General features: G+C 54.0%; 29 protein-coding genes and 1 tRNA gene. 13 read left to right on the top strand and 17 right to left on the bottom strand.

The window, feature by feature from the left end; genetic code table 11:
• Window positions 1–449 precede the first annotated feature (449 nt).
• The 7 genes from ACA075_RS06950 (at window position 450) to ACA075_RS06920 (ending at window position 5,629) form a co-directional block, all read left to right on the top strand.
• On the top strand, window positions 450–626 hold the full coding sequence (locus ACA075_RS06950) for a DNA gyrase inhibitor YacG (protein ID WP_497297852.1): 177 nt from the start codon (window positions 450–452) through the stop codon (window positions 624–626).
• Window positions 623–1,198: a hypothetical protein gene (locus ACA075_RS06945; RefSeq protein WP_497297851.1), complete on the top strand. Its 576-nt coding sequence runs from the start codon at window positions 623–625 to the stop codon at window positions 1,196–1,198. Before ACA075_RS06950 ends, ACA075_RS06945 begins: the two co-directional genes overlap by 4 nt.
• Window positions 1,198–1,422: a hypothetical protein gene (locus tag ACA075_RS06940; RefSeq protein ID WP_497297850.1), complete on the top strand. Its 225-nt coding sequence runs from the start codon at window positions 1,198–1,200 to the stop codon at window positions 1,420–1,422. The genes ACA075_RS06945 and ACA075_RS06940 overlap by 1 nt, the downstream gene beginning before the upstream one ends.
• A 200-nt stretch (window positions 1,423–1,622) precedes the next feature.
• Window positions 1,623–1,922, top strand: coding sequence for a hypothetical protein (locus ACA075_RS06935; protein WP_497297849.1), 300 nt, complete (start codon window positions 1,623–1,625; stop codon window positions 1,920–1,922).
• Window positions 1,923–2,057: 135 nt separating this feature from the next.
• A complete protein-coding gene (locus ACA075_RS06930) occupies window positions 2,058–3,269 on the top strand; it encodes a hypothetical protein (RefSeq protein WP_497297847.1) in 1,212 nt (403 codons plus the stop codon).
• A 1,408-nt stretch (window positions 3,270–4,677) separates the two neighbouring features.
• Window positions 4,678–4,893: a hypothetical protein gene (locus ACA075_RS06925; protein ID WP_497297846.1), complete on the top strand. Its 216-nt coding sequence runs from the start codon at window positions 4,678–4,680 to the stop codon at window positions 4,891–4,893.
• A gap of 181 nt (window positions 4,894–5,074) precedes the next feature.
• A complete protein-coding gene (locus tag ACA075_RS06920; RefSeq protein WP_497297845.1) occupies window positions 5,075–5,629 on the top strand; it encodes a tyrosine-type recombinase/integrase in 555 nt (184 codons plus the stop codon).
• 570 nt (window positions 5,630–6,199) lie between these two features.
• Here ACA075_RS06920 and ACA075_RS06915 read toward each other — a convergent pair.
• From ACA075_RS06915 to dapA, 9 genes are all read right to left on the bottom strand, one after another.
• A complete protein-coding gene (locus tag ACA075_RS06915; protein WP_497297844.1) occupies window positions 6,200–6,871 on the bottom strand; it encodes a hypothetical protein in 672 nt (223 codons plus the stop codon).
• A gap of 440 nt (window positions 6,872–7,311) precedes the next feature.
• Window positions 7,312–7,530, bottom strand: a complete 219-nt coding sequence (locus tag ACA075_RS06910) for a retron Se72 family effector protein (protein WP_497297843.1) — start codon at window positions 7,528–7,530, stop codon at window positions 7,312–7,314.
• A gap of 3 nt (window positions 7,531–7,533) precedes the next feature.
• Complete coding sequence (locus ACA075_RS06905) at window positions 7,534–8,715, bottom strand: reverse transcriptase family protein (RefSeq protein ID WP_497297842.1); 1,182 nt, start codon at window positions 8,713–8,715, stop codon at window positions 7,534–7,536.
• A gap of 42 nt (window positions 8,716–8,757) precedes the next feature.
• Window positions 8,758–8,943: a hypothetical protein gene (locus tag ACA075_RS06900; RefSeq protein ID WP_497297841.1), complete on the bottom strand. Its 186-nt coding sequence runs from the start codon at window positions 8,941–8,943 to the stop codon at window positions 8,758–8,760.
• A 778-nt stretch (window positions 8,944–9,721) separates the two neighbouring features.
• Window positions 9,722–9,811, bottom strand: a tRNA-Ser gene (locus tag ACA075_RS06895).
• 83 nt (window positions 9,812–9,894) lie between these two features.
• Window positions 9,895–10,608, bottom strand: a complete 714-nt coding sequence (gene purC / locus ACA075_RS06890; protein WP_008034929.1) for a phosphoribosylaminoimidazolesuccinocarboxamide synthase — start codon at window positions 10,606–10,608, stop codon at window positions 9,895–9,897.
• A 28-nt stretch (window positions 10,609–10,636) separates the two neighbouring features.
• Window positions 10,637–11,395, bottom strand: a complete 759-nt coding sequence (locus ACA075_RS06885) for an MBL fold metallo-hydrolase (protein WP_497297840.1) — start codon at window positions 11,393–11,395, stop codon at window positions 10,637–10,639.
• A 4-nt stretch (window positions 11,396–11,399) separates the two neighbouring features.
• Entirely contained in the window at window positions 11,400–12,515 is a 1,116-nt protein-coding gene (gene bamC / locus ACA075_RS06880; RefSeq protein ID WP_219095201.1) for an NlpB/DapX family lipoprotein, read from the bottom strand.
• A gap of 17 nt (window positions 12,516–12,532) precedes the next feature.
• Window positions 12,533–13,411 carry a 4-hydroxy-tetrahydrodipicolinate synthase gene (gene dapA / locus ACA075_RS06875; protein WP_497297839.1) on the bottom strand — a complete coding sequence of 293 codons (879 nt, stop codon included), beginning with the start codon at window positions 13,409–13,411 and terminating at the stop codon, window positions 12,533–12,535.
• A 328-nt stretch (window positions 13,412–13,739) separates the two neighbouring features.
• Between dapA and ACA075_RS06870 the strand changes: the two genes are divergently transcribed.
• Both ACA075_RS06870 and ACA075_RS06865 read left to right on the top strand, forming a co-directional pair.
• Window positions 13,740–14,300, top strand: coding sequence for a glycine cleavage system transcriptional repressor (locus tag ACA075_RS06870; RefSeq protein WP_109628402.1), 561 nt, complete (start codon window positions 13,740–13,742; stop codon window positions 14,298–14,300).
• A gap of 10 nt (window positions 14,301–14,310) precedes the next feature.
• On the top strand, window positions 14,311–14,784 hold the full coding sequence (locus tag ACA075_RS06865) for a peroxiredoxin (protein ID WP_497297838.1): 474 nt from the start codon (window positions 14,311–14,313) through the stop codon (window positions 14,782–14,784).
• A gap of 143 nt (window positions 14,785–14,927) precedes the next feature.
• Here ACA075_RS06865 and ACA075_RS06860 read toward each other — a convergent pair whose 3' ends face one another.
• A complete protein-coding gene (locus ACA075_RS06860) occupies window positions 14,928–15,998 on the bottom strand; it encodes an AI-2E family transporter (RefSeq protein WP_010462259.1) in 1,071 nt (356 codons plus the stop codon).
• A 31-nt stretch (window positions 15,999–16,029) separates the two neighbouring features.
• A complete protein-coding gene (locus ACA075_RS06855) occupies window positions 16,030–16,269 on the bottom strand; it encodes a sulfurtransferase TusA family protein (RefSeq protein ID WP_020300476.1) in 240 nt (79 codons plus the stop codon).
• A 98-nt stretch (window positions 16,270–16,367) separates the two neighbouring features.
• Between ACA075_RS06855 and ACA075_RS06850 the strand changes: the two genes are divergently transcribed.
• Window positions 16,368–17,801 carry a M48 family metalloprotease gene (locus tag ACA075_RS06850; protein ID WP_497297837.1) on the top strand — a complete coding sequence of 478 codons (1,434 nt, stop codon included), beginning with the start codon at window positions 16,368–16,370 and terminating at the stop codon, window positions 17,799–17,801.
• Window positions 17,802–17,876: 75 nt separating this feature from the next.
• On the opposite strand, the gene ACA075_RS06845 is transcribed toward ACA075_RS06850, so the two are convergent.
• The 4 genes from ACA075_RS06845 to rpoE form a co-directional block, all read right to left on the bottom strand.
• The gene (locus tag ACA075_RS06845) at window positions 17,877–19,301 is read right to left on the bottom strand and encodes a DegQ family serine endoprotease (protein WP_497297836.1); all 1,425 of its coding nucleotides are present in this window, start codon (window positions 19,299–19,301) and stop codon (window positions 17,877–17,879) included.
• A 182-nt stretch (window positions 19,302–19,483) separates the two neighbouring features.
• The gene (locus ACA075_RS06840; protein ID WP_497297835.1) at window positions 19,484–20,440 is read right to left on the bottom strand and encodes a MucB/RseB C-terminal domain-containing protein; all 957 of its coding nucleotides are present in this window, start codon (window positions 20,438–20,440) and stop codon (window positions 19,484–19,486) included.
• 8 nt (window positions 20,441–20,448) lie between these two features.
• Window positions 20,449–21,036 carry a sigma-E factor negative regulatory protein gene (locus ACA075_RS06835; protein ID WP_010462268.1) on the bottom strand — a complete coding sequence of 196 codons (588 nt, stop codon included), beginning with the start codon at window positions 21,034–21,036 and terminating at the stop codon, window positions 20,449–20,451.
• A gap of 30 nt (window positions 21,037–21,066) precedes the next feature.
• Window positions 21,067–21,648 carry an RNA polymerase sigma factor RpoE/AlgU gene (gene rpoE, locus ACA075_RS06830; RefSeq protein WP_007944079.1) on the bottom strand — a complete coding sequence of 194 codons (582 nt, stop codon included), beginning with the start codon at window positions 21,646–21,648 and terminating at the stop codon, window positions 21,067–21,069.
• 559 nt (window positions 21,649–22,207) lie between these two features.
• Between rpoE and nadB the strand changes: the two genes are divergently transcribed.
• A complete protein-coding gene (gene nadB / locus ACA075_RS06825; RefSeq protein WP_497297834.1) occupies window positions 22,208–23,824 on the top strand; it encodes an L-aspartate oxidase in 1,617 nt (538 codons plus the stop codon).
• On the opposite strand, the gene ACA075_RS06820 is transcribed toward nadB, so the two are convergent.
• Window positions 23,793–24,245, bottom strand: a complete 453-nt coding sequence (locus ACA075_RS06820; RefSeq protein ID WP_497297833.1) for a protein YgfX — start codon at window positions 24,243–24,245, stop codon at window positions 23,793–23,795. The genes nadB and ACA075_RS06820 overlap by 32 nt on opposite strands.
• Window positions 24,229–24,483, bottom strand: a complete 255-nt coding sequence (locus ACA075_RS06815) for an FAD assembly factor SdhE (protein ID WP_007944081.1) — start codon at window positions 24,481–24,483, stop codon at window positions 24,229–24,231. Before ACA075_RS06815 ends, ACA075_RS06820 begins: the two co-directional genes overlap by 17 nt.
• A 149-nt stretch (window positions 24,484–24,632) precedes the next feature.
• Here ACA075_RS06815 and ygfZ point away from each other — a divergent pair, with 149 nt between their 5' ends.
• Together ygfZ and ACA075_RS06805 are read left to right on the top strand one after the other, a co-directional pair.
• Entirely contained in the window at window positions 24,633–25,574 is a 942-nt protein-coding gene (gene ygfZ, locus ACA075_RS06810; protein WP_497297832.1) for a CAF17-like 4Fe-4S cluster assembly/insertion protein YgfZ, read from the top strand.
• A 35-nt stretch (window positions 25,575–25,609) separates the two neighbouring features.
• Window positions 25,610–26,431: an HDOD domain-containing protein gene (locus ACA075_RS06805; protein WP_497297831.1), complete on the top strand. Its 822-nt coding sequence runs from the start codon at window positions 25,610–25,612 to the stop codon at window positions 26,429–26,431.
• Window positions 26,432–26,572 lie beyond the last annotated feature (141 nt).

Here is a 26,572-nt window from a genome sequence, read left to right as displayed (position 1 = left end):
AAGTTACTTTATGCTTCAAAAGGCTTGACGTGGGGCAGAAGCGTGCTACAATATAGTACAAGCCAGAGAAAAGTTCTTAACACTTCTTCCAGCTTCCAGAATTCCAAATTTGCTAAATCCTTTTTAGCACTCTCTTGAGCAAGCTTAGTCCTCCCTAAGTGCTCTCATTCTTCCATATGACATTGCATTGTCAGGTGGATGTTAAGGCAAGGTTTTCCAAGACCTCTCACAGCTCCATCATGTAACTGGCCAAAAACATGAACACACGTTGTTGTCTTGTGGTTGGGATGATAACTGAATACCGGCTCGCAGTACGGTTGTGGCACTGCTCAAAATTCCTTATGAAACACATTAAGGCCAAGATCTCAAAAATCTTGGCCTTCTTTTTAATTCCTGTTCCTTAGCTCGGAAAAAAACCTAATCATTAACACATCACCCAAGGAGAACTTATGGCCGTAGAGAAACAATGCCCGATTTGCGGCAAAACACACAGAGTAAAACGCATCACTAAAGTTTACTGCTCCGCTAGATGCAGGGATATTGCAGCATACGCAAAGAAGCTGGCGGCATTGAAAGAACAACAACCCAAAACCAAACCACAATTTATTAACGGAGAATCAAAATGACATTCAACCAAACCACCCTAGACCAACTGAAAGAAGAAGCCGTTACATTGTACAAGAACCGTACTCACGGATATGACCTTGATTTCACTGCCGAACCAAACGCCAGAGGCGACTACCCACGTAAAATATTCTTGGGAGCCGAAGTGTTTACCGTAGTGGCATATCAAGCACAGCTTATTCCAACATACATCGAATATGCTTCTAAGGGTTACACCTACAGCAACACTGGCACCATTCCACTCTCCAACGCTGGAAGCGCTCAAATCTACTTCTACAAGCCTGAAGCTCCAGTAGATTTGAATGGTGCTGAAGTTCGTGTGCATGGTGTTCAATATCAGTGCGACGATATCAAAGAGCTTCTTGCTGAAGTGGAATCGAAGTATAGAGCAGAGTGTGAAGCAACGGACAAGGCAGCAGCCCTTGCAGAAGAAGCCCGCATCCTTGCAGAGGTAACAGCTCAAGTTGATGCTGAAATTGAACAGCAACGTCAGCAACGTATTGAATCGGCCAAAGCAGCACGCGGCCAACGCATTCAAGATGCAATCAAGCCAGCCAAGAAAGCTACCAAGTGATGGAACAACAACGTACAAAGAAACCAACGCTTAGCCTTCGCAAGAAACAAGATGCTCCTACGCCAATTGTAGAGAGTGAAGCCCCGCAAGACTTCTCACAATTCACAGAGGAACGCTTTCCTGAGTGGGATATTCCTGTTGTGGAAGACGTAGAACCTAAGAGACGTAAACGCCGTAAAGACAAACATGTTGAACAGTATCGTAAAGAGGCACGCTGGCAATGAGAGTACGATACAAAGACATTGAACGACAACAGCCAATCCTTATGGGTGCAGAAAAGTATCTGACAGATTATCTCGGTCCGCACATCCCATATAACTTTCCTGATATCACCGAGCATCTACTCAGATGCATTAAAAGCGGCGTGACGGAAGAACAATTCAAACTCTACATCCATAGAAAATATCTACTCTAGGAGTACAACATGGAACACATCTACAAAACAGTTATGGTAACAAAGCCAACACCTTCTTTCGAGACGCTTCGCAAGAGTGTTGATCGCCAAGCGGCTCTAATAGCCTCTGGATGCTCCCACAGTGCAGCAGTAGACCTTGCAGAGCAAATGAGATGGTTTACTGACGATCAGTTCAATCAGGTGCTTACAAGAGCTTCTGAATACGTTGAAGAAGCCAAGCAAGTTACAAAATCCGTTGATACAACACCACCAACATCCGCCGATATGACAATGCAAATCCTTAAAGCCAAGTATGGAGATACAAAATGAAAACCTGCACATGCCGTAACTGCAACTATGTGTTTTCAGCGATCAAAGTGGAAGTCTTCTGCTCTGGTCGTTGCCGACACAGCTACACACTGACCAACCCAAAACTAACCGCTAACCGTGATGGAGCTAAGACAAATGACCAAGGTAACAACAGCCGTTAAGCAACAAAAGACCTGTAAAAATCCAGACTGTAAGAAGAGATTCAGACCAGCCCGCAACACAGCAACTTTCTGTTCTACATCGTGCAAAGAACGTAAGAGTACAATCAGCAAACGCAAGCCTTTCACAATCCCACGCTCTAATCATTTCTTTCTCTACCTGACAAAAGAAGCTCAACGAGCAGGCACACTGGCTATCTTTGATACGCTAGTTGGTTCTGTAGATAACCTGATTGCTCTGTATGACGTTGTTAAACTGCGCATGACTGCCAACGTGATGAGCGGCAAGGACTCGTTTCACATCTGCCATGTTGCACCAATCAAGCACGACAACATTCTAGGACTGAGCAACGCTGAGAATCTTGTAATCGCCCCTGCTTTCCTCAACCGTCGCCACTCCACCAAACATTGCAACAAAGCTGGTGTGTTTATGTATCGTACAGATGTCCCAATGAAACTGTACGTTGCATCTGACGAAGTTGGCTTGCTGGATCGCATCATTGATACAATTGGCGAAGAGACAATCATTGCCTTCTGTAAGAAAGCCAAGCTGACTGAATCCCGCCGTCAAGCCTCATTGGAAAAGCTCGCTAAGCTGGTTGACCACTCCAACCCAGACCACGCCAGATTCATCGCTATCCTCAACGATACACAGTCCAAAACTCCAGAAATCATTGCTGCTGTTGACGCTGTGCAGAGTCGTGCTGATTTTAAACCCATGATGAAAGGACAGAAGTTGTCTGATTCGGCCATGTTGGTTAAGGAGTTAATCCGCCATGCTGAGTTTCGTTGTGAGCTGCAAGAATTCGCAGATATCGCACTCCAGTACACTCGGGAAGACTTCGCCCTCACCACGCTTTCCACTGACGCCCAACGTACCCTGTTCGACCTCCTGCACGGTGTTGCTGGAGAGGAAATGGAGAATGAGGTGGATTGCCTGAAGTACGAACTGAGAGCGCCAATGCGTAAAGCTGTGGCTGTTCAAGAGGTGATGGCTGAACGTGCGAGACAATACGCCATTGAAGAGGTTGAGAAGATCGCCAACTGGGTCAGGTTCCAAGCTGGCATGGCGTGTCTTGAAGCTTCGATTAACGATATTGACTACTGTGCACTGCCAGAGGCTGAACGAGTTGTTGTTCCTGGCCCAGCTCCAACGATGGTATACGGACCTTATGAAGTCGCCTTCTAAAAAGTCCGAAACATACCCTGTATCTGGGTTGAAATGTTGCCACCGTAAGAATCGTGCAATCTCCTCTACAGGCCACGTCCTGTAACGGTTTCACACTTTTCAGCGTGTGCAGCACCAACCCGTTTACAGCCAATAACTGTACTCCCGTGAACGACGTTCACAGTGTTATTCAACCCCTGACCTACAGTCAGAGTGTCTGCACGGATAGCAGGATGCGGAATGTAACCCATTCCAAGTGTTACAGAACAAAATACAATCAACATACCAGAACAAGAAGAGCTGACGCTTTATAGTCGGTACGACTGAGTTGTACACATCGTCATATGTACACTCTCCAAGAACGTCAGTTCTGGGATTGGATCATGTTGGTTGTTTTTATCTTGGTAACTCTTGCTGTGATGTTACATCCTGACCTACGGTCAAAGCGTACCCATCTGAACGTCCGTTCAGGGTTGTACGCTTTGTCAGATTGCTAGCTCTTCATTGTGCAACGCAATCACATTCCCCTCCTTGATGCGCAGCATCCATGTCCCTGTCTATAGAGTGCGTCGGAATCAGAATCCTCCTGTCTTCATAATGCGACACAATCAGAATCCTTCTGTATATATAATGCGTCCGATTCAAAAATCCTATCCGTGAACGTGAGCAAAAAATTTTGCTGACGCCTCTGCACCGTGAACGCCAGTGGCTCCATGAGTGGAACGAGTGGCCCACGAACGTAGGGAGTGATCCTGCCTATATAATGCAACGCATTCACAAATCCTGTCCGTGAACATGAGCTGAAAATTTGGCTGATGCTTTTATCGTGTGCAGCGGCGAAATTTTCCGCCACTGCTTTAGCCTGTGTTCTCTTAATCCAACCTCCCAAAAATTTGGGAGATTGCCGCCAGTCTCTGTTTAACACTCATTTTGTGTCTCCTGTTGGCGTGGGCTAAATTTTCAGCCCACGGCATTACCCTGTGTAGACGATGGCAAACCATGTGAATGGACGGTAGCGACATACCCTGTCTATATAATGCGTCGGAATCAAATTGATCAAAAAACGAACAATAACCCCGCACAAACCCCATAGTAACTATTCAGTACATTCTACTGTCTTGGCTTAGGCCGGTTAGGCCAATATCGCTGAACACCTTGATTTCATTGGCCTGTAGGGCATGAGAGAAAAATTTCCCTGATGCTTCCACACCCCTCCAGACGTTCTAAACCCCTTTCTCGCACCACAATAATGCACATCTACTAAGCGAATCGCTTTTTCTCTCGCGACGGTGGAATTTGAAAAAACTGAGGAAAACAGACCGTCAGATGGCCGGACATCGTGAATCGATCACAACGGCTGCACCCTCCCTGCTTGCATCAGCCTTAACGTGGACTACGATCAGTGCCGACTCTTTCAAGGACGACGCCTATGACCACCCAGAATCAAGCCATAGCCACTGCTGACGCATTAACCCTGCTGCTGTACAACCAACATGGCATCGCTGCTGCGTTAGAAGAGCTTGCCGGATGGATTTCCAGCCAAGGAGGTACTGTTGCTGTTGACAATGCCCTGACTGCATTACAAGTGCTGGATACGAACAGCCAAGCCCTTACAGACGCCATCATGCAACTACGCCAATCGTAGACATCATCAAAAGATCATCCCCGCCCACTGCCCACGCCAGACCATGTGCGGATGGAGAGGCGTTCTAATTAACAGAATATGATTGTGTAAATTAGCCAACCCTTGAAAAACCTTGCTCCAACCTTGAGCTTCATGCTCTAATTAACACATCACCAACGGTTTGCACGGAGTGTTAATTAGAATGAACGTCGTCGAAGCTGTGAAAACGCCCGGTGAGGCCAAAACGATCAGCCGCAAGCTCACCCTGAACGCCAAGGGCAACACCCTGTACGCCGACATTTGGGAATTCGGTATCAACACCGCGCTCCGTATCTCCGACTTGCTCACCCTCACCTTTGAGGACGTGCAGGGCGATAAGCTGGTGATAACGGAATCCAAGACCGACAAGACTCGTAAAATCGACTTGAACAGTAGTGCAAAGGCAATCATTGCACGCCGCCGCAAAGCTCACCCCAACCATACCTTCCTGTTTCAGGTGGAGAGCAACCGGGCAAAGAACAAGCCTGTTAGCCGTGTTGCTGTAGCAACTGCATTCAAGGCTGTTGGTGAGGAAATGAGTATCCAGCTCGGCACCCACTCAATGAGGAAGACACGCGGCTGGCTGATGTACAGCGGGGGCGTTTCCATCGAGTTGATTTGCAAGGTGCTGAACCATTCAAGCCCTGCTGTGACAATGGTGTACATCGGCCTCACTCAAGCCGAGGTTGACGCCACATACCACGAGTTCGTGTTCTAAAGGTTGAGTTGTTATACCTGGCGCCCGTAGAGCCTCTGGCGGGGCTCAGGGTTATTCTAGAATCAAGAGCGGTTCTCGTTTGGGTGCTCGAACAGCGTTAACCACCTCCCGTACAAAACCCACTTTTCTAAGCCCCTCCAACATTATATTTCCAGTGTAAAAACCAATCTCATAAAACATGAGGATCATTTTCACGGCGGGAGGGGGAGATTTTGAAAAAAAAAAGTTAGGGCTTTTTCAAATGATATTCGTGTCGCTCTATCAACTTTGCCGTCCAGATGATTCCTCCGTTCCAGCTAAATATTGTATTGTCACAGACTGCGCACTCAATGGAGTCTTTGTCTCGCATTGGGAAGTCTCGGGAGGTCAACAAGTGCACAGACCCGCACTTATCACATGTAATCTTCTCACTCATCTTTCAATTCCTTGCAGGTGATCTTCAGACTCTACCGCCTTGCGTGGGCAGACTTCCAGTACGTCACTCGCTGAGCCAAGCAAGCACAATTTTTCCATCCAGAAATTCAGCGAACATCAAAGTTGCTCAGTCCTCGCGGCGCGGGGGCTGGGCAATCAGTAAGAATTACTCCCTAAAAGAATTTCGCTGTAGAATTTTTCTCCAAGTTTAGTTACCAAGATTGTATGGGATACATAGCTTTCACCTTCGCTGGTGGCTACACCATATTCCATTTTAAGCAGCCCACAATTGGCTAATGTTAGCGCCGCAGGGGTATCGAGGGAAGTCTTTCCATTGGCTTTGTAAAACCGGCTAACCTGCTCTTGTAGGTATGGATTCATAGACCTGATTACGTGAGCATAAATATCAAATTCTCGCTTGGTAATTGTGCCAAGAGTGAGCAGTGCAAAGGCACGACCAAGCATTGCAGCAAGCTTAGGGTGATCCAGTTTATCTAGGATCATCAATGCAACTTCACCCACATTCTCAACACCTTCTTGATCCGCACAGTTCTTGTCTAAAAATTCAATACGCTTTTGGTTAGGCACCTTGTCAATTTCAATTAGGAAGGCAAGCATATTCTTTGCAAAGAAGTATGCGGATACTTTGTTACCCATCTTGTACAAGCTAACAGCAATATTGAGAATAGGGATATCTTTCAACACGCCATCAATTCCAAACTTGTCTTCCAAAACAGCATCAATGGCTACCTCCCCACCATCTTTGAAGAGTTCTAGTGCTTGCTCGCTGTTCTTGATTGTGGTGAGGAAATTACTAACGGTGCCCATGAGTTTCTCCGCTGGCAGGATGGGAGGCATCGTAACCTACGATATGCCAAATGGCCATCGGTGCTATCTACCTTCAAGAAAAGTGTCTTTGTAAGAGGCTGTTTTCCGGCGGCGGGCGTGGGATTTTAGCAAAAGGACTTCTATTACCCCGCCACCTCACTTCATCGCTTCTGTTTCCTTGGGCGAAATTTTTTATTGAGCCCTAATTCGATTAGAATTGAATACAGCGAAGGAAGGTGACAGAGCAAGAGATCAAAACTCAGCGAGTTTAAAATTGTTTGATTATTGACTTGGGGATGTTGCCATTGCGAAGTGAGGGAGACTTATGGTCGGTGCTCAGCGGCTAGATACTTCTGCTGGGACTGGAATAGAGATTCTACAGGCTTAATGATAAAAGTAAGATTCTTAGAGAACTGGAATTAAAATCAAGCACAGAAAACTCAGGCAATCCTACGGACATTATATGCTCTAGGTCCTTTTGGCTCGTTACGAACCTCAAAATCGACCGTATCACCCATCACAACCCCTGCAATAACATCCTCAACATCATCATAAAAAAAGAATACATCACGTCCCTTATCCCTTCTTATAAAGCCGAACCCTTTGAAAGAGTCATAGGAGTTAACAAAACCACGATCAAGAATTTTATTATCTTGCATTTTTCACTCCCACATGAAAGCCTTAGAAGGCACATCAGAAAATTTCGACTTTAGCTGTCGCCGCAAACTTCTAGCCAAAAGTGTATTTGTTCTCGTCAGAACACCTAAACGATTAACCAACTTCCGATACGCATTAATGACTGATACTCTAACATGAGTAGAGCGAGGGCGTTTCAAAAGACGATCTGTCTCTCGAATTATTGCTGCCGTTGCTTTGCCGTCATACAAAGGAAGTATAGATCGCATCCTAGCCCGTAATTTTTTTGCTTGTGCATGCTCTAGTCGCGTGAGCTTGGCTACCTGTCCTGACACTTTATTCCAAAGCGCATGATATTCTTCAGAATAACAGTTTTTCCGATATTCAGACTCACAGATGTAAACTGAGTGGCGAATTTTATCTCGTTCAGCTCGTCGGAGTTTAGGCACACCGTGCCCAACCCAAACTCCCGTCACACTATAATCCGCGCTTAAATCGTCAGAGCGCTCCATCTTTGTTTTACTTTTCTTTATCCGCAGCCCATGCTCACTAAAAAGCCCTGCGACATATTTTATTTGAGCGGTAGCTTCTTCTTGAGATAAAAGCCGAACTGAAGAAATAGTTACATCATCCAACAGCCGAGAATACACAAACCCTTGCGACCGCAACTTGCTGACAAAACTATATTCCGAATTGAAAAATATTAGATTTGCAATATAACTAGAGGTGCATGCCCCCTGAGGAACCTTACCATCTCGAGTAACAACACTCGAAAGCAGATTGCTAACCTCATCGGGAAATTTAAAAAAATACTTGAATACAGAACGCACACTTTCGAGAGGAATATTATCGTAAAAATCCCTAATATCTAAACTTATCAAAAATTTAGAACCAGAGTGCATTCTACTATTTTCGATATAGTCCCTAGGGTCTTCCTCATCCTTAACACCACCTTGTAGGTAATGAGGGTACTGGACCTTCTCGAACAGCCTCGAGTTTATTCTTTTCTGAAGTTTTTTGAGCTCGTACTTTGGCTCATAAACATTTCGCTCTTTCCCCCCTTTTGTCTCGATAACAAAATGGGTATAAGAATCTGTGGCCTTACCTGCCAGATCAACAAGAAGCTTTGGATGAACTCCCAAAGTTTTTGCCAACATAGCTAAAGAACCAATGGGTGCGTGAGGATAATACGGCTTGTCCTTTGCCACGACTGAATCCTATTCGAATTAAAAGCAAAAATTAAGAATCAGTTAGCTTTCGTCGCCCCCAAAAAACATGGAAAACAATTTCCGGCCAACCCAGCCAAAGAAAGCCATAACGGTCATTCTCACAGCTGCATTTGAGTCAATTCTTTTCCCCAAAGGACTATCTCTAGGCACCTTGGGAATGCTCTCTTTTTTACCAGTCACATTTATTACGATTTGAAAAACAATCATAGCTACATCCTCTTGCACGCAAAGATGGGAAGTCCACCTTCTCGCCAGACCAATTGGATTAGCAGATCAAGGAATATTTGTATTGACTCAAATGGACTCTTAACTTTTACGCCAGACAACGGTCGCAACCCCGCTTGGGGAGAGCAAACAACCCCTCCTCATGCGTACGGAGGCTACCGAGGCGCCGGTCATGACCCCAAAGGGTCGCCAAGTAAAGGCATCGATTTCCTTGAATACATGTGACTTTAAAGAGCGTGAACAGGTGAATAGCACCTGCTGGGCTAAGAATAGGAATACACCACTCATGATGTCAACAGTGACTTAAAAAATATTGAACTTTTCTCAAGCCACCTCTAACACTCCTCTATCCCCCTCAGAGAAAGAAAAGACCCCACCCCGCACCCACCACATCGACCAAACCAGAAAACCACTTACAGCGCACTGTAAGCCCGCAGCATCTACCACTGCGAGGCGAACTAGGAACCTCGCCCTGAAGACGCACGATAAAAACAATCAAGACTTTTACTGGAGCTGAGGCAATCGTACATAACGCATCGCCGAATCAAGGGGAGCCAAAAACGCGACCTCACAATTTAAGCTCTCTAAGTCGAGCAAGACCGCAAAGTTGTCGACAACACTTGCCACCTTCCGAGGAACGACTTGCAGCGACACCCCCAGATTACGCAAGAAAGAGCGGGGGTTGAGTAGTACAACAGAGTAGTACAACCCAGAAACGAAAAAGCCCCACAGACCTTGATCTGCGGGGCTTTTCAAATAATGGCGGAGAGATAGGGATTCGAACCCTAGGTACCGGTGAAGGTACAACGGATTTCGAATCCGTCCCATTCGGCCACTCTGGCATCTCTCCAACGGCGCGCATCATAACAACACTTTCGCCGGAAGCGAACCCCCTAAGCGAAATTTTTCCGTGCTATCAGATGCTTGCGTCGATTAAAGCGGTACACCCAGACGATTGGCGACTTCTTCGTAGGCTTCGATGACGTCACCGAGGCCCTGGCGGAAGCGGTCTTTGTCCATTTTCTTGCCGGTGGCCTTGTCCCACAGGCGGCAGCCGTCCGGGCTGAATTCGTCGCCCAGGACGATGGAGCCGTCGGAGAACACGCCGAATTCGAGTTTGAAGTCGACCAGCAGCAGGCCGGCGTCGTCGAACAGTTTGCTCAGGACTTCGTTGACCTTGAGCGACAGTTCTTTCATGCGAACCAGTTGCTCGGCGGTGCCCCAACCGAAGGCCACGACGTGGGATTCGTTGATGAACGGGTCGCCCTTGGCGTCGTCCTTCAGGAACAGTTCGAAGGTGTAAGGGTTGAGCTTCATGCCTTCTTCTACGCCCAGCCGCTTGACCAGGCTGCCGGCGGCGTAGTTACGCACGACGCACTCGACCGGGATCATGTCGAGTTTTTTCACCAGGCATTCGTTGTCGCCCAGCAGTTTGTCGAACTGGGTCGGCACGCCGGCGGCTTCGAGTTTCTGCATGATGAAGGCGTTGAACTTGTTGTTCACCATGCCTTTGCGGTCGAGCTGCTCGATACGCTTGCCATCGAACGCCGAGGTGTCGTTGCGAAACAGCAGGATCAAGCGGTCAGCGTCGTCGGTCTTGAAAACCGATTTGGCTTTGCCGCGGTAGAGTTCTTCACGTTTTTCCATGATGGGCTCCGCTTGCTAAGTAGGTGGGCTAGGCGATGTGTCGCCAGTCGAGCCCTGAATCTTGATCGGCCAGTTGCAGCCAGTCCGGGTCGCACCCGAGGGTGTCGACAAAACATTGCCGGGCCAGCTGCGGCAGGTTGTTCTTGCTGCTCAGATGGGCCAGGACCAGGTGTTGCAGGCCTTGCCAGCCCAACTCAGACACCAGGAATGCCGCCTGGTGGTTGTTCAAATGTCCCAGTTCACCGCCCACCCGCTGCTTCAGGAAGTACGGGTAGTGACCGCGAGCCAGCATGTCACGGCAATGGTTGGACTCGATCATCAACGCATCGAGGTCCCGATAGCCGTCCAGCACCTTGTTGCAATACGAGCCCAGGTCGGTCAGCAGGCCGAAGCGCCGCTCACCGTCATTGAAAACGTATTGCGTCGGTTCCTGTGCATCGTGGGCCACGGCAATGACTTCGATGTTCAGGGCGCCAACTTGCAGTTGCTCTCCGCCGGCCAGGAAGCCCGCGGGTTCAATCGGTTTGCGCATCCCGCGCAGGGTCCCGCGACTGAGGTAGACAGGCAGATTGTAGCGCCGAGACAGCAAACCCACGCCATGCACGTGGTCGGCATGTTCGTGGGTCACGAGTATCGCGTTCAGCTGCGCAGGGTTCACACCCAGGCGCAGCAGGCGTTTTTCGGTTTCCCGCAGGGAGAAACCACAATCCACCAGCACATACGTGTCAGCGCTGGCTATCAGCGTGCCGTTCCCTTGGCTACCGCTGCCGAGAACGGCAAAACGCATGTGATCAGCCCAGGTTGTCCTGAATCACGCTCAACACTTTGCGCGCCACTTCTGCCGGCGCCACGGTGTTGATGTTTTTCTCGACGGTGACCTGGACGTTGTCGCCCACCTTGCTCAGGCGAACCTGATAACGCTCGGCACGGGCTTCAACTTCTTCCTTGCTCGGCGCGCTGCCGAACAGGCTGCTGAAGAAGCCAGGCTTCTCGTCTTTCTTCTCGGCTTTTTCGGAGAGGTTGATGTAGTACAGGCCCAGGCTGCGGTTGATGTCTTCAACGCGCCATTCGCCCTGTTCCAGCGCACGACCGACGCTCGACCAGGCACGATCCAGGTCATTGCCGACGTTCAGAACCGGGTTGCCGCTACCGTCTTCGCTGAGGCTGACACGACTCGGCGTATCAAAGTCACGCGAAGCCAGCATGGAGACCGAACCGCCCTTCTCCGAGATGCGGCTCATGCTCGCGAGCATGTCGTCGACCAGTGCCGCGTCCAGGCCAGTGTTGACCGAACGGTTGGTGAAGGCCACGTCGGCGGTGCTGCCGGCAGGACGCTCGGCGCTGACCACGTAGATTTCGCTGGTGTTGCGCTGAACGCCCGGCTCGATACGCACTCGAACGCGGGTTTCGCTGTCGGTGCTGACGCCGGCGGCGCTCAGGCGCTTGGCCATCGCTGCCGACAGTTCGTCGGAACGCTGCCAGGTGGTGGTGAATTCACCGGTTTGCGGCTTCTGTTCGTCCAGGCGGAAACCGTTGTCCTGGAAGAACTGTACAGCCACTGGCCAGGCTTCGGCAGGTGGATTCTGGGCCAGGATCGAACGCGAATCACCGCTCTTCTGCAGCGAGTAGGCACTGGCGTCAGCCGAGGCCGACAGTGGCTGCGGACGCGGCACGATGTATTCGCCTTTGGCGGTGTCATCAGCCACGTTGCGCGGGATCGGCAGCAGCGGATCCAGACGCTTGGCGGTGCTGACATCCGTTGGCAATTGCATAGGTGCAGTCTGTTGCGCTTCCAGGTAATCGCTACCACGGTCACGGAAATAACCTTCCGGGCCCCAGACCCATCCACAGCCACTGGTGCTGGAGATAATCAAGGCAAGTGCGGAAAGTCCGGCCAATCGCTTCATGCGTAGTGCTTCCTCAATTAAACCAGTACGCCGGACTGGCGCATGGCCTGCCGCAGCGGTTCGTGACAGGCAGCGCTGAGCCAGGTGAGCGGCAGACGGATACCGTCCGGCATCAAGCCCATTTCATGCAGCGCCCATTTCACGGGGATAGGGTTGGATTCGATAAACAGGGTTTTATTGAGCGGCATCAGCTTTTCGTGAATCGCGCGGGCCGTGACGGCATCGCCTTTCAGGGCAGCGCTGCACAGGTCGCTCATGTCGCGCGGGGCGACGTTGGCGGTAACCGAGATGTTGCCTTTGCCACCGAGCAGGATCAGCTCGACTGCGGTGGCGTCGTCACCGGAAAGCACCAGGAAGTCTTTGCTGACGCCATCGATGATGGCTTTGGCACGGGTCAGGTCGCCGGTGGCTTCCTTGATGCCGATGATGTTTTTCACGGTCGACAGGCGGATCACGGTTTCGGTCAGCATGTCGCAGGCGGTACGGCCCGGCACGTTGTAAAGAATCTGCGGGATGTCGACGGCTTCGGCGATGGCCTTGAAGTGCTGGTACAAGCCTTCCTGGGTCGGTTTGTTGTAGTACGGCGTCACCAGCAGGCAAGCATCGGCGCCGGCGGTCTTCGCATTGGTGGTCAGCTCGATGGCTTCGCGCGTCGAGTTGGCGCCGGTACCGGCGATCACCGGAATGCGCCCTGCCACCTGCTTCACCACGTAACGAATCACTTCGATGTGCTCGTTCACGTCAAGGGTGGCCGATTCACCTGTAGTGCCGACGGCCACGATCGCGTGGGTGCCGTTCTGCAGGTGAAAGTCCACCAGTTTGCTCAGGCTGTCCCAGTCGAGACGACCTTGTGCATCCATGGGTGTGACCAGTGCCACCATACTGCCCGCAATCATGCAACCGCTCCTGCCGGAAAAAGAGAGCGGTAATGGTACTGGCGCCAAGATGCTTGTACAAGCAAAGTACTGCGCTGCTGCCATTCCCCTTGGCGCTGCTTTTCGCTACCCTTCAGACTTTGATCGGTACTGATAAGCTCGCACGTCGGGTTTCAGCCTCCATTTTCGGCATCACAAGCCCCGATCCAGCGTTGCCACCCCTCGCTCCTGCCTTGATGGAGCACGTTGCAACCTTCGGCCCGGGTTTTCTGAATTCGCATCCGCAGGCTCGCCCCCGGTAGTAAAAGCCCGTAAAAGTATCGACCGCTCATCGCTTTAGGAATGCTGCATGTCCACCCCCACAGTTCGCGAACAATTCCTTGTCATCAGTGCCCTCGGCGCCAACCCCATGGAGCTGACTAACGTCCTGTGCCGCGCCAGCCATGAAAACCGCTGCGCCGTGGTCACTTCCCGCCTGACCCGTCATGGCGAGTGCAGCGCGTTGATCCTCGAGATCTCCGGTAGCTGGGACGCGCTGGCCCGCCTGGAAGGCAGCCTGTCGGGCCTCGCCAAGAAGCACGCATTCACCGTTAATGTGGTGCGCAGCGCGGCGCTGGAGAATCGTCCCCAGGCCTTGCCTTACGTCGCCTATGTCAGCTCGGCTTATCGCTCGGACATCATCAACGAGCTGTGCCAGTTCTTCATGGACCACAACGTCGAACTGGAAAACCTGACCTGCGACACGTATCAGGCGCCGCAAACCGGCGGCACCATGCTCAACGCCACGTTTACCGTGACTTTGCCGGCCGGCGTGCAGATCAGCTGGTTGCGTGATCAGTTCCTGGATTTCGCCGACGCGCTGAATCTGGATGCACTGATCGAACCGTGGCGCCCACAAAACCCAATGTAAGGAAGCTTTCATGGCCGTTGCCATCGACCAACCGGTTGCCGACTTCGAAGCACCCGCCACCAATGGACAGACCGTCAGCCTCGCGGGCCTTAAAGGCAAGCAAGTGGTGATCTACTTCTATCCGAAGGACAGCACGCCGGGCTGCACCACTCAGGGCCAGGGTTTTCGCGATCAGCTTGATGCCTTTAAAGCGGCTAACACTGAAGTGTTTGGCGTTTCACGCGACAGCCTGAAATCCCACGAGAACTTCAAGGCAAAGCAAGCGTTCACCTTCGAGCTGATCAGCGACAAGGAAGAAGCGCTCTGCCAGCTGTTTGATGTGATCAAGCTGAAGAAGCTGTATGGCAAGGAATACATGGGCGTTGATCGCAGCACGTTCCTGATTGATAAGGACGGAGTGCTGCGTCAGGAATGGCGCGGTGTGAAGGTGCCGGGGCATGTGGATGCGGTGTTGGCGGCTGCACAGGCGTTGAACAAGGTCTGAGTTTATCCTCGTCTGTTCGGACGCTATCGCGAGCAGGCTCGCTCCCACAGTTGACCAAGTTGGCCAGCCTGACGCGGTCCAATATGGGACCGAGCCTGCTCGGGATGAGGCCATCTGCTCCACCGCCTCATCCCGGCTGACCGTTAAAGCAGCGGCGCCACCACTGGCTCCTTCCGCGGCCAGGCATCAAGCACAGCCTTGAACAGCGTCGCCAGCGGTATCGCAAAGAACACCCCCCAGAATCCCCACAACCCGCCAAACAACAACACCGCGCAGATAATCGCCACCGGATGCAAATTCACCGCCTCCGAAAACAGCAGCGGCACCAGCACATTCCCGTCCAGCGTCTGGATAATCCCGTAGACCGCCATCAGGTAAATGAACTGATCGCTCCAGCCCCATTGGAACAGCGCAATCAGCATGACCGGCACCGTCACCACCACTGCGCCGACGTAAGGCACCACCACCGACACCCCCACCAGCAATGCCAGCAGCGCCGCGTAGTTGAGCCCCAGCACGACAAAACCGATGTAGGTCACACCGCCGCAAATGAAAATCTCAATGACCTTGCCGCGAATGTAGTTGGCAATCTGTCGGTTCATTTCATGGGCTACACGGGTGATCAATGCCCGTTCACGCGGCAGATAGCCGCGCACCCACTGGCCGATCATTTCCCGGTCCTTGAGAAAGAAGAACACCAAGATCGGCACAAGGACGAGGTAAATCATGATGTTCACCAGCAACGGCAGGCTCGACAGCGAGAACGTCAGCGCCCACTGACCGAACTTGCCGATCTCGCCCCGCGCCACTTCGATGGCCTGCAGCACCTGCTCGTCCGATACCAGATGCGGATAGCGTTCGGGCAGCAGCAACAGCAGCGATTGCCACTTGGCGAGCATGCCGGGTAGTTCATTGAACAGCGTGATCAGCTGATGCCAGAGCAACGGCACCACGACAATAATGAACACCAGCAAAACGCCCATGAACAAGGCGAAGACCAGCCCCACCGCCACCCCGCCGGGCATGCGCAGGCGTTCGAGGGTGACGACCAGGCCTTGCATCAGATACGCCAGCACCATCCCGGCCAGCACCGGCGCGAGCATGCCGCCCAACGTAAGCACGGCGGTAAAGGCCAGAAACAGCAGCACGGCCAGCACCACGGCTTCTTCATCGGAAAAGTAGCGCTGAATCCAGTCGCGTAACACCTTGAACATCAAAAATCCTTAGAAATGAACGCAGCAGGTTTCAGGCTTTCTTCAACCAGTAGCGGTAAACACCCGCCTCATCTTCTTCGCGAAGCAGCGTATGACCGGCCAATCGGGCAAAGGTGCGGAAGTCGCGCTGGGAACCCGCATCGGTGGCGATGACCTTGAGCACCGCGCCACTGGCCAGTCGATTCAGCTCCAGCTTGGCCTTGAGCAACGGCAAGGGGCAATTCAGGCCACTGGCGTCCAGTTCGGCGTCATGGGCTACAGCGTCGGTCATTACATCGCTCCGGGTCAGGTGGTGGAGTTGCCTAGAATATCTGGTCCCAAGCCAAGTGTCCGGCTACAGTAAGGTCTTTGTCGACTAAGGCTTTGTGCATGACTTTTTTGCGCCCTACCCTGCTGACGCTCGCTTGCCTGCTCGCCTCACCGGGCTTCGCCGACGACCTGCCGTCACTCGGCGACGCCAGTTCTGCCATTGTCTCGCCGCAACAGGAATACCAACTGGGCCGTGCGTGGCTGGCGCTGTTGCGCAGCCAGGTCTCACAGCTCAACGATCCGCAGCTCAAGGATTACGTCGAATCCAGCGTTTACCGCTTGGTGGAAACCAGCCAGGTCAATGACCGGCGCCTGGAGTTCATCCTGATCAACAGCCCGCAGCTCAACGCCTTTGCGGCACCGGGTGGGATTGTCGGGGTCAACGGCGGTCTGTTCCTCAATGCGCAGACCGAGGGCGAATACGCGTCAGTACTGGCGCACGAACTGGCTCACTTGTCGCAACGCCACTTTGCCCGAGGCGTGGAAGCCCAACAGCGCATGCAAGTGCCGATGATGGCGGCTCTGCTGGCCGGTATCGTCATTGCGGCTGCCGGTGCCGGTGACGCCGGGATCGCGGCGATTGCGGGCACTCAGGCGGCGGCGATTCAAGAACAACGACGCTTCTCGCGCCAGAACGAACAGGAAGCCGACCGCATCGGCATCCTCAATCTGGAAAAGGCCGGATATGACCCGCGGTCAATGCCGACCATGTTCGAGCGGTTGATGCGTCAATACCGCTTTGACGCCAAGCCGCCAGAATTCCTGCTGACTCACCCGGTGACCGAATCGCGGATCGCCGACACCCGCAACCGCGCCGAACAGGCCAAAGCGGGTGGTATCGAAGACACCATGCGCTACCAGCTGATTCGTGCACGCGTTCAGCTGGTCTATGAAGAAACCCCAGGCTTGGGGGCCAAGCGCTTCCGCGCGCAGCTCGACGAGAACCCGAAAAACGACGTGGCCCGTTATGGCTTGGCAATCGCCCAGATCAAGGGTGGCCAGTTGAATGAAGCTCGCGAGAACCTCAAGCTGCTGCTGGCCAAATCACCGAACGAGATCATCTACAACCTGGCGCAGGTCGACCTGGACATTACCAACAATCGCCTGCCAGATGCTCAAACACGGGTTGACCGGATGCTCACTCAGTACCCTGGCAACTATCCGTTGAACCAGGTGCGTGTCGATCTGCTGCTGAAACAAAACCGCGCCGCCGATGCTGAAAAGGCGCTTGAAGGGTTGCTCAAATCGCGCCCGGACGATCCGGACGTGTGGTATCAGGTGGCCGAGACTCGTGGCCTGTCAGGCAACATCATCGGTCTGCATCAAGCTCGCGCGGAGTACTTCGCCCTGGTGGGCGACTATCGCCAGGCCATTCAGCAACTGGACTTCGCCAAGCGCAAGGCCGGCACCAACTTCCCGTTGTCGTCGCGTATCGACGCCCGGCAACGTGAGTTGATGGAGCAGGAACGTATGGTCAAGGACATGATGGGCTGACCTGCAGGAACATAAAACGCAGACACAAAAAAACCGCCTCTTTCGAGGCGGTTTTTCATTCAGCCGACAACCGGTTTATTCAGCCAGTTTGAAGGTGATGAAGCTGGCACGACCTTGACGCAGAACCCGCATGGACACCGAACGATTCTTCGGCAGTGCCTTGGCGATTTCAGCGAACTCCTTGCTATCGTTGATTGCCTGGTTGTTCAGGTGAGTGATCACATCATTTGGCTGCAAGCCGATGAGCGATGCAGGACCGTCCTGAACTTCCTTGATCACCACACCACCTTTGAGGTCGTAGGTTTTCTTCTGCTCAGCGGTCAGATCAGCGACGGCAACACCCAGACGATTGCTATTGGTTTCAACGCCAGACTTGAGTTTCGAACCCAGCTCTTTACCTTCGTCAGGGATCGCACCAACCGTCAGCTCGACATTCTTGCGCTTGCCGTCGCGAATCACTTCAAGATTGGCCTTCGCGCCTTCTTTCAGCGCACCCACCAGGTGCGGCAGATCAGCAGACATGACGATCGGTTGACCATTCATGCTCAGGATCACGTCGCCGACTTGCAGATCACCCTTGGCAGCCGGGCCATCTTCCTGGATCTGGGCTACCAGCGCACCGGCCGGTTTCTCAAGACCGAACGACTCGGCCAGATCCTTGTTCACCTCCTGGATCACGACACCCAACCAGCCACGGCTGACTTTGCCGCCACTTTTCAGCTGATTGGAAACGTCCATTGCCACATCGATAGGGATCGCGAACGACACGCCCATGAAGCCGCCGGAACGGGTGTAGATCTGTGAGTTGATCCCGACCACTTCACCGGCCAGGTTGAACAGTGGACCACCTGAGTTACCCGGGTTGATGGGCACGTCGGTCTGGATGAACGGCACATAGTTTTCGTTTGGCAGGCTACGACCGACAGCGCTGACGATGCCCTGCGTCACGGTGTGATCGAAGCCGAACGGCGAGCCGATCGCTACGACCCATTGGCCGGCCTTCAGGTCCTGGGATTTACCCAGTTTCAGGACTGGCAGATCCTTGCCTTCGATTTTCAGCAGCGCCACGTCGGAACGTGGGTCGGTGCCTACCAGCTTGGCTTTCAACTCACTGCGGTCGGAGAGACGAACGAGAATTTCGTCGGCATCGGCGATCACGTGATTGTTGGTCAGGATGTAGCCGTCGGGCGAGATGATAAAGCCCGAGCCCAGGGACTGCGCTTCACGCTGGCGATCACCGCGAGGCGAGCGCGGTTGCGGCATGCCCCGCTCGAAGAACTCGCGCAGCGCTGGCGGCAAGCCTTCAAGGTCGGGCATCTGGTCGGACACTCTGCGGTCCGGCAGCTTTTGCGTGGTACTGATGTTCACCACCGCGGGCGAGGCCTGCTCGACCAGCTGGGTGAAGTCAGGTAGTTCGACTGCTTGAGCAGTGACCGCCTGACCGAGCACCAGCACGGTGGCAACAATGGAAAGATAAGACTTCAAACGTGGTATCGACATACGGCTCCCGTTACGACGAGCATGGTTAAGCGATATGGAGCAAGGAACACCGGGAAAGATACGCCGGTATTTTTGTTCCGGGAATAACAAAACAAGGCCAGAGCCGTGAGGCTCTGACCTATAGAAAAATTCAGGTTTGTTTGCAAATTGAAATGCTCACCAAACATTTCTATATCAGCTCACTACTTGGTTGCAGTGGCATCGGAGCGCATGGACAGCGCAATCCGTTCAGCAGTACCTATCGGAATCTCACCGACCACGGTCACCATCATCTCGCCTTGAGGGGTCGTCAAGCGTCGAGAAACAGCAACGGTTGGGCCTAACTGGGTGCGGGTGTCGGTAACGGTGGCACCGTTCAATGGCTCAAGGAATACCGAAAACCGCGCCAGACCATCGTCGTACATCAGACTGTTGACCTGGGTTTTGGTCTCTGGATCTTTGCGGGCGCTGCTGCTGGTCAACTCGAAACCGGGCGGGAGCCAGTCCGAATGCCAGACTTGGGTGGCCTTCACGGCGGAGGCCTTGTCACTGTCGAGGGTGACCGCCTTGCAATCCTCGCCTGCCTGCAAGTCGCGGTCAGACGGAACGTTGTCGGTATCCAGTTGGGTGAACTGGAAGCGTTCCAGCAATTGCCCTTTGTCATTCAGTAGCAATGACTTCAACGGCAAGCCGGTTTCCTTATCAAGGTGAAGCTCAAAGCCGTAGCGATGCTGATCACGTGGCTTCAATGAAACAATCACTGCCGCACGCCCAGCCACACGCGACTTGCCAATGACGGCAAGCTCATACCAATTCTTCAACTTTTGTGGGTCGAGTGCACGAGCAGCGGAGCTGGGTGAGTCCCCGAGCCCTGCTATCAGGATGCCGCTGACGCATTGAGTATGCCCATCAATGCGCACGACTTCCTGTGCTGAGCCGTCGAGCTGGAGTAAACGCTCACGGACCTTACCATCCTGGACACGGTGCCAGATGTTATGGGTAGAAAAACTACCGTTACGCTCGTAAACGAATGTGCCGTTAAAGCTTTGCTGTTGCTCGGCCTGACCAAGACGGGTCAACCAGTCTTGGGCTTCATCGGCATGGGCTGGAACAATGAACCAGCCACTGAGCAGAAGCGAAAGTAGAGGTATGGCGCGCATGATCCTCCTTAACGGTTTTCCAGGCTTGCTGCACGAGCGTAAGGCAGAGCGCTCTCAGTACCTTTCAGTGCAGCCTGTTGAGCATGTTGGCGCAAGTAGCCTGGCAGACGCTGATCGTGCCAGCCTGGTTGACCTTGCAATACACCGTTGGCCATAGGGCCAGTGGCTTCCGAACTCTCATTGTAGCCTGCCAATACAGCTGGACCCTTGACCTGAGGAACGGCAAGACCCGGTTGACTGGATTGCTGAGCAAGTTCGACACCCGCGATCTCGTCCTGGTTGTACAAACGCACACCTGCCAGTACGGCAACGGTCACCGAAGCAGCGACAGCCAGTCGACCCAGGCTGCGCCATGGACCACGGGAGACTTTTGCCGGTACGGCTTCGTCAGCCAAAGCAGCAGAAACTGCCGCGGCGATGTCCAGACGTGGAAGCAGCAAATCCTTGTGCATAACTGCCCGAGCGATCTGATAACGAGCCCACGTTTCACGGGTTTCAACATCGTCAAAGGCATTCAATACCCGACGCAATTCCAGTTCGTCCGCTTCGTTATCCATCACTGCGGACAGCGATTCCTGCAGGGCTTCACGACTCATGGCGTTCCTCTCTTGGCTATCGCCGCTGTCTCAGTTTTCCTGCAACAACGGCTGCAGGGCTTTATCGATGGCCTCCCGAGCGCGGAAAATCCGGGAGCGCACGGTACCCACCGGACATTGCATGACGGCCGCAATGTCCTCGTAACTCAGACCATCGAATTCACGTAAAGTTAACGCCGTACGCAAATCTTCTGGCAGTTGCTGAATGGTTCGATGGACGGTGCCTTCGATCTCATCCCGCAGCAATGCACGCTCTGGCGACTCGAGATCCTTGAGGCCATGATCGCCATCGTAGAACTCTGCATCTTCGGAACTGACATCGCTATCCGGCGGCCGGCGGCCGCGTGAAACCAGATAATTCTTCGCCGTGTTGATGGCGATGCGGTAAAGCCACGTGTAAAACGCGCTATCTCCGCGAAAGTTTCCAAGTGCGCGGTAGGCCTTGATAAAGGCTTCCTGTGCCACATCCTGGGCTTCATGGGTGTCGTGCACGAAACGCACGATCAACCCGAGAATTTTGTGCTGGTATTTCAGCACTAGCAGATCGAAAGCTCGCTTGTCGCCGCGTTGAACGCGCTCGACGAGCTGCTGATCCTCTTCCTGGGTTAGCATGAACACTCCTCGATAAGCTCGGAGGAGGCTTGCATAACTAAACGACCAGACTTGCAAACATAGACTCGGGCTTTTCGCAAAAGTTCTCCCCCTCCAAGCAAGTTTCCTGCGGGCTCTGATTTGGCACGCACGAAAAGCGCAGCTCGGCATGACCCGGCTGCGCGAATAATCTTGTCGTCGGATTCACTGGCCAGGGCCAAACCACGAGCCCCTTCCTGACACCGACACTGTCCTTTTTTTCAGGCACCGTCTATTGATCTTGGGCCTTTGGCAAAAGTTCCAAAATATTTATAGCCGGGTGAAAGCGACATTGTGCAACCGTGAATAGAAAAAGACTGTTAAATCGTTGATACAGTGGTCTTGTCGCCGAAGCGGCCAAAAAACCATCCGACGAAGCGTCAGGTATTTTCCGTCACAGTAGTTTCACAATGCCATATGCGCTCGGGTATTGTGCCGCTCCCCCCCTCTATATACTAGTGGGCTGTGTGGCTGCCTTGACTCGCCGTTCCAGGAGTCTTGCGCCAACCCCGACCCGGGTCGCTTTGAGCGGAATCCTGAAATGAGCCAACAGTTTCAACACGATGTTCTGGTCATTGGCAGCGGCGCTGCCGGTTTGAGCCTTGCGCTGACCTTGCCCGGACATTTGCGCATCGCCGTACTGAGCAAAGGCGACCTCGCCAACGGCTCGACGTTCTGGGCCCAGGGCGGCGTCGCTGCCGTTCTGGATGACACCGATACTGTCGAATCCCACGTCGACGACACCCTCAATGCCGGCGGTGGCCTTTGCCACGAGGACGCCGTGCGCTTTACCGTCGAGCACAGTAAAGAAGCGATCCAATGGCTGATCGACCAAGGCGTACCGTTTACCCGCGACGAACAATCCGGCACCGAAGACGGTGGATTCGAGTTTCACCTGACCCGCGAAGGCGGTCACAGTCATCGGCGCATCATTCATGCCGCCGATGCCACGGGCGCGGCGATTTTCAGAACACTGCTCGCCCAGGCCAGACTGAGACCGAACATCGAACTGCTGGAGCAGCGGGTCGCCATCGACCTGATCACCGAAAAACGCCTGGGCCTGGAAGGCGATCGCTGCCTGGGCGCTTACGTGCTGAATCGCGGCACCGGTGAAGTCGACACCTACGGCGCACGATTCGTGATCCTCGCATCCGGCGGCGCAGCCAAGGTCTACCTCTATACCAGCAACCCCGACGGCGCCTGCGGCGACGGCATCGCCATGGCGTGGCGTTCGGGCTGCCGGGTGGCGAATCTGGAATTCAACCAGTTCCACCCGACGTGCCTGTATCACCCGCAAGCCAAGAGTTTCCTGATCACTGAAGCCCTGCGCGGCGAAGGTGCACACCTGAAGCTGCCCAACGGCGAACGCTTCATGCAGCGCTTCGACCCACGCGCCGAACTCGCGCCCCGGGACATCGTCGCCCGCGCCATCGACCATGAGATGAAGCGCCTGGGTGTCGACTGCGTCTATCTGGACATCAGCCACAAACCCGAAGCGTTCATCAAGACCCACTTCCCGACGGTGTATGAACGCTGCCTCGAGTTTTCCATCGACATCACCAAGCAACCGATCCCGGTGGTTCCGGCGGCGCACTATACCTGCGGCGGGGTGATGGTCGATCAGAATGGTCGCACCGACGTGCCGGGGCTGTATGCGATTGGCGAAACCAGTTTCACCGGCCTGCACGGCGCCAACCGCATGGCCAGCAACTCGCTGCTGGAGTGCTTCGTCTACGCCCGTTCGGCGGCGGCGGACATTCTGGAACAGTTGCCGCAGGTTTCAATTCCGATCGCCCTGCCCGTCTGGGATGCGAGCCAGGTGACCGACTCCGACGAAGACGTGATCATTGCGCACAACTGGGATGAACTGCGGCGATTCATGTGGGACTACGTCGGCATCGTGCGCACCAACAAGCGCTTGCAGCGCGCGCAGCACCGCGTGCGGCTGCTGCTGGACGAAATCGACGAGTTCTACAGCAACTATAAAGTCAGTCGGGATTTGATCGAGCTGCGTAACCTGGCCCAGGTGGCGGAGCTGATGATTCAATCAGCCATGGAGCGTAAGGAAAGTCGCGGCCTGCATTACACCCTCGACTACCCGAACCTGCTGCCGGTCGCGCTGGACACTATTCTGGTGCCGCCCACCTACGCCGACTGAATGTGAGCCTCACGCGCAGGCGTCGGTGCACATCCGCCGCCTGCGAATCCCGGGGAACGCAGATTGATCTGACTCGCCGCTCGCCTCGCAGTCGAAAACGCAGCACCACGACCAACGGTAACGCCAGACTGTCCGGACGCAATTGCACGGGTTGCCAGCCTGAAGCCTGATTCCACAACTGCCAGCCATCGGCATCGCGACGCAAGCCGCGGAATGCCTGTGGATGCGTCAGCAAAATTTGTCGCGGCAGCAGCCAAACGCCGTGAACCACGCACAGCGTAATGCCGAGCAAAAGCGCCCAGACTGGAATCGAGAGAAGAAACAACGAACCCAGCGCGAACAGCTGGGCCACAAGATACGCCGCCAGCAACTGCCGCGAGGCATGCCAGCGGCATTCGAACGCATTACTTGGGCTGGACACGATCCAGGATCATGCGAACCATGCGCTGAAGCTCCGGATCTTCCGATTCGGCGCGCTCCATGAACCAGCCGAACATGTCCTGATCTTCGCATTCGAGCAGCTTACGGTAGCAATCGCGGTCGACATCATTGAGGTGCGGGTAGACCTCCTTCACGAACGGCACCAGCAATACGTCAAGCTCGAGCATGCCGCGGCGGCTGTGCCAGTAGAGGCGATTCAGTTCAACATCTTCGACCATGGAGCGCTCCTCAAATAGGCGGCAAGTATACAGCCCCGAGCCCGGTCGAACACTCGGCTTTGGTCGAGCGCCATCGATCCTTTGTGAACTACCCATTTCGAGAGCGCCCCCTTATGATGTCCCCCAGACTCTTTACCCTGCGATGACCCATGGCCGATTCTGCTTTTTTCTGCACCCTGTCCCATGAAGGCGTTCTTGCAGTCCGCGGCGCGGACGCCAGCAAATTCCTGCAAGGCCAATTGACCTGCAACCTCAATTACCTGAGCGACACCCAGGCCAGCCTCGGCGCCCGCTGCACGCAGAAAGGCCGGATGCAGTCGAGTTTCCGCATCCTGCTGGAAGGCGACGGCGTCCTGCTGGCGATGGCCACCGAACTGCTTGAGCCACAGTTGGCGGACCTGAAAAAGTACGCCGTGTTCTCCAAGTCCAAACTGACCGATGAAAGCGCCGCCTGGGTCCGCTTCGGCCTCGATCATGGCGATGCCGCACTGAGCAGCCTGGGTCTTGAGCTGCCGGCAGACACCGACAGCGTCGCGCGTCATGAAGGTTTGATCGCCATTCGCGTCTCGCCCGACCGCGCGGAACTGTGGGTCGCTGCCGATCAGGCCGACGTCACCAAAGGCAAGCTGTCCGCCGTGTTGACCGAAGGCACTCTGAATCAATGGCTGCTGGGCCAGATCCGCGCAGGGATCGGCCAGGTCATGCCGAGCACCCGTGAGCTGTTCATCCCGCAGATGCTCAACCTGCAAGCGGTCGGCGGTGTTAGTTTCAAAAAGGGTTGCTACACCGGCCAGGAAATCGTCGCGCGCATGCAGTATCTGGGCAAACTCAAGCGACGCTTGTATCGCCTGACACTGGATGCCAGCGAATTGCCCGAGCCCGGCACGCAACTGTTTTCCCCGTCCCATGGCAGTTCGATCGGCGAAGTGGTGCTGGCGGCCAACGCCGGGCAAAACATTGAACTCCTGGCCGTACTGCAAGCCGAAGCAGCAGAAGGTGGCGACATTCATCTGGGCGCTATCGAAGGGCCGGCCCTGCACCTGCTAGACCTGCCTTATCAACTGGATCGCGATCGCGAAATCCAGCGTTAACCGCAGCACTTGTTGCAACACCCTAGAGAAAAGAAATGAGCGAGCTGGCGGATAAGGTCCAACAGGATTTGGTTGAGGCCATCGATAACGATGACCTGGTTCTGCCAACGTTACCGGAAGTGGCCCTGCAGATTCGCAAGGCCGCTGAAGATCCGGAAGTCAGCGTCAGCGCCCTGAGCAAAGTAATCGGCCGTGATACGGCGTTATCGGCGCGCCTGATCAAAGTGGTCAATAGCCCGCTGCTGCGCGCGACTCAGGAAGTGACTGACCTGCACACGGCGATCACGCGGCTGGGCGTCAACTACAGCAGCAACCTGGCGATCGGTCTGGTGATGGAACAGATTTTCCACGCCCGCTCTGAGGTGGTGGCACAGAAAATGCGCGATGTCTGGCGTAAAAGCCTGGAAATCGCTGGCGTCAGCTATGCGCTGTGCCGCAGTTACACGCAACTCAAGCCTGATCAGGCCGCCCTCGGCGGACTGGTTCATCAGATTGGCGTGCTGCCGATTCTGACCTATGCCGAAGACCACTATGAACTGCTGTCCGACCCGGTCAGTCTCAACCATGTCATCGACCGCATTCATCCCTTGATCGGTGACAAGCTGCTCAGGGTCTGGGAATTTCCGGAAATGCTGGTGCAGTTACCGGGGTTGTACCTGGATTTCGAGCGCCAGTCGGAGCGGGTCGATTATGTCGATCTGGTTCAGGTGGCCAGCCTGTATTGCCACAAGGACACCGACCATCCCCTAGCCCGCATCGATGCGTTCAGCGTGCCGGCGTTCAAGAAATTGGGGATCGATCCGGAGAATGAGGCGATGTGCCGAGATCTGGAAGAATCGCGGTCGATGTTTTATTGATTGTGAACACAAGCGACTGTGGCGAGGGAGCTTGTCGGATCGCCGCACCGTCCCGCTCGGCTGCGTAGCAGTCGTAAACCCGGCCAACGCGGTTTGACTGAAGGACTGTGGTGCATGGTTCCGGGGCTGCTTCGCAGCCAG

Source organism: Pseudomonas sp. LBUM1663 (genome assembly GCF_059695905.1).
Note: the sequence above shows the minus strand (reverse complement) of the source record. Positions and strands in the feature narration are given on the sequence as shown.

Coding starts and splice junctions, on each gene's coding strand:
- ACA075_RS06950 (WP_497297852.1), top strand. CDS start 450: ATGGCCGTAGAGAAACAATGCCCGATTTGCGGCAAAACACACAGAGTA.
- ACA075_RS06945 (WP_497297851.1), top strand. CDS start 623: ATGACATTCAACCAAACCACCCTAGACCAACTGAAAGAAGAAGCCGTT.
- ACA075_RS06940 (WP_497297850.1), top strand. CDS start 1,198: ATGGAACAACAACGTACAAAGAAACCAACGCTTAGCCTTCGCAAGAAA.
- ACA075_RS06935 (WP_497297849.1), top strand. CDS start 1,623: ATGGAACACATCTACAAAACAGTTATGGTAACAAAGCCAACACCTTCT.
- ACA075_RS06930 (WP_497297847.1), top strand. CDS start 2,058: ATGACCAAGGTAACAACAGCCGTTAAGCAACAAAAGACCTGTAAAAAT.
- ACA075_RS06925 (WP_497297846.1), top strand. CDS start 4,678: ATGACCACCCAGAATCAAGCCATAGCCACTGCTGACGCATTAACCCTG.
- ACA075_RS06920 (WP_497297845.1), top strand. CDS start 5,075: ATGAACGTCGTCGAAGCTGTGAAAACGCCCGGTGAGGCCAAAACGATC.
- ACA075_RS06915 (WP_497297844.1), bottom strand. CDS start 6,871: ATGGGCACCGTTAGTAATTTCCTCACCACAATCAAGAACAGCGAGCAA.
- ACA075_RS06910 (WP_497297843.1), bottom strand. CDS start 7,530: ATGCAAGATAATAAAATTCTTGATCGTGGTTTTGTTAACTCCTATGAC.
- ACA075_RS06900 (WP_497297841.1), bottom strand. CDS start 8,943: ATGATTGTTTTTCAAATCGTAATAAATGTGACTGGTAAAAAAGAGAGC.
- purC (WP_008034929.1), bottom strand. CDS start 10,608: ATGGAAAAACGTGAAGAACTCTACCGCGGCAAAGCCAAATCGGTTTTC.
- ACA075_RS06885 (WP_497297840.1), bottom strand. CDS start 11,395: ATGCGTTTTGCCGTTCTCGGCAGCGGTAGCCAAGGGAACGGCACGCTG.
- bamC (WP_219095201.1), bottom strand. CDS start 12,515: ATGAAGCGATTGGCCGGACTTTCCGCACTTGCCTTGATTATCTCCAGC.
- dapA (WP_497297839.1), bottom strand. CDS start 13,411: ATGATTGCGGGCAGTATGGTGGCACTGGTCACACCCATGGATGCACAA.
- ACA075_RS06870 (WP_109628402.1), top strand. CDS start 13,740: ATGTCCACCCCCACAGTTCGCGAACAATTCCTTGTCATCAGTGCCCTC.
- ACA075_RS06865 (WP_497297838.1), top strand. CDS start 14,311: ATGGCCGTTGCCATCGACCAACCGGTTGCCGACTTCGAAGCACCCGCC.
- ACA075_RS06860 (WP_010462259.1), bottom strand. CDS start 15,998: ATGTTCAAGGTGTTACGCGACTGGATTCAGCGCTACTTTTCCGATGAA.
- ACA075_RS06855 (WP_020300476.1), bottom strand. CDS start 16,269: ATGACCGACGCTGTAGCCCATGACGCCGAACTGGACGCCAGTGGCCTG.
- ACA075_RS06850 (WP_497297837.1), top strand. CDS start 16,368: ATGACTTTTTTGCGCCCTACCCTGCTGACGCTCGCTTGCCTGCTCGCC.
- ACA075_RS06845 (WP_497297836.1), bottom strand. CDS start 19,301: ATGTCGATACCACGTTTGAAGTCTTATCTTTCCATTGTTGCCACCGTG.
- ACA075_RS06840 (WP_497297835.1), bottom strand. CDS start 20,440: ATGCGCGCCATACCTCTACTTTCGCTTCTGCTCAGTGGCTGGTTCATT.
- ACA075_RS06835 (WP_010462268.1), bottom strand. CDS start 21,036: ATGAGTCGTGAAGCCCTGCAGGAATCGCTGTCCGCAGTGATGGATAAC.
- rpoE (WP_007944079.1), bottom strand. CDS start 21,648: ATGCTAACCCAGGAAGAGGATCAGCAGCTCGTCGAGCGCGTTCAACGC.
- nadB (WP_497297834.1), top strand. CDS start 22,208: ATGAGCCAACAGTTTCAACACGATGTTCTGGTCATTGGCAGCGGCGCT.
- ACA075_RS06815 (WP_007944081.1), bottom strand. CDS start 24,483: ATGGTCGAAGATGTTGAACTGAATCGCCTCTACTGGCACAGCCGCCGC.
- ygfZ (WP_497297832.1), top strand. CDS start 24,633: ATGGCCGATTCTGCTTTTTTCTGCACCCTGTCCCATGAAGGCGTTCTT.
- ACA075_RS06805 (WP_497297831.1), top strand. CDS start 25,610: ATGAGCGAGCTGGCGGATAAGGTCCAACAGGATTTGGTTGAGGCCATC.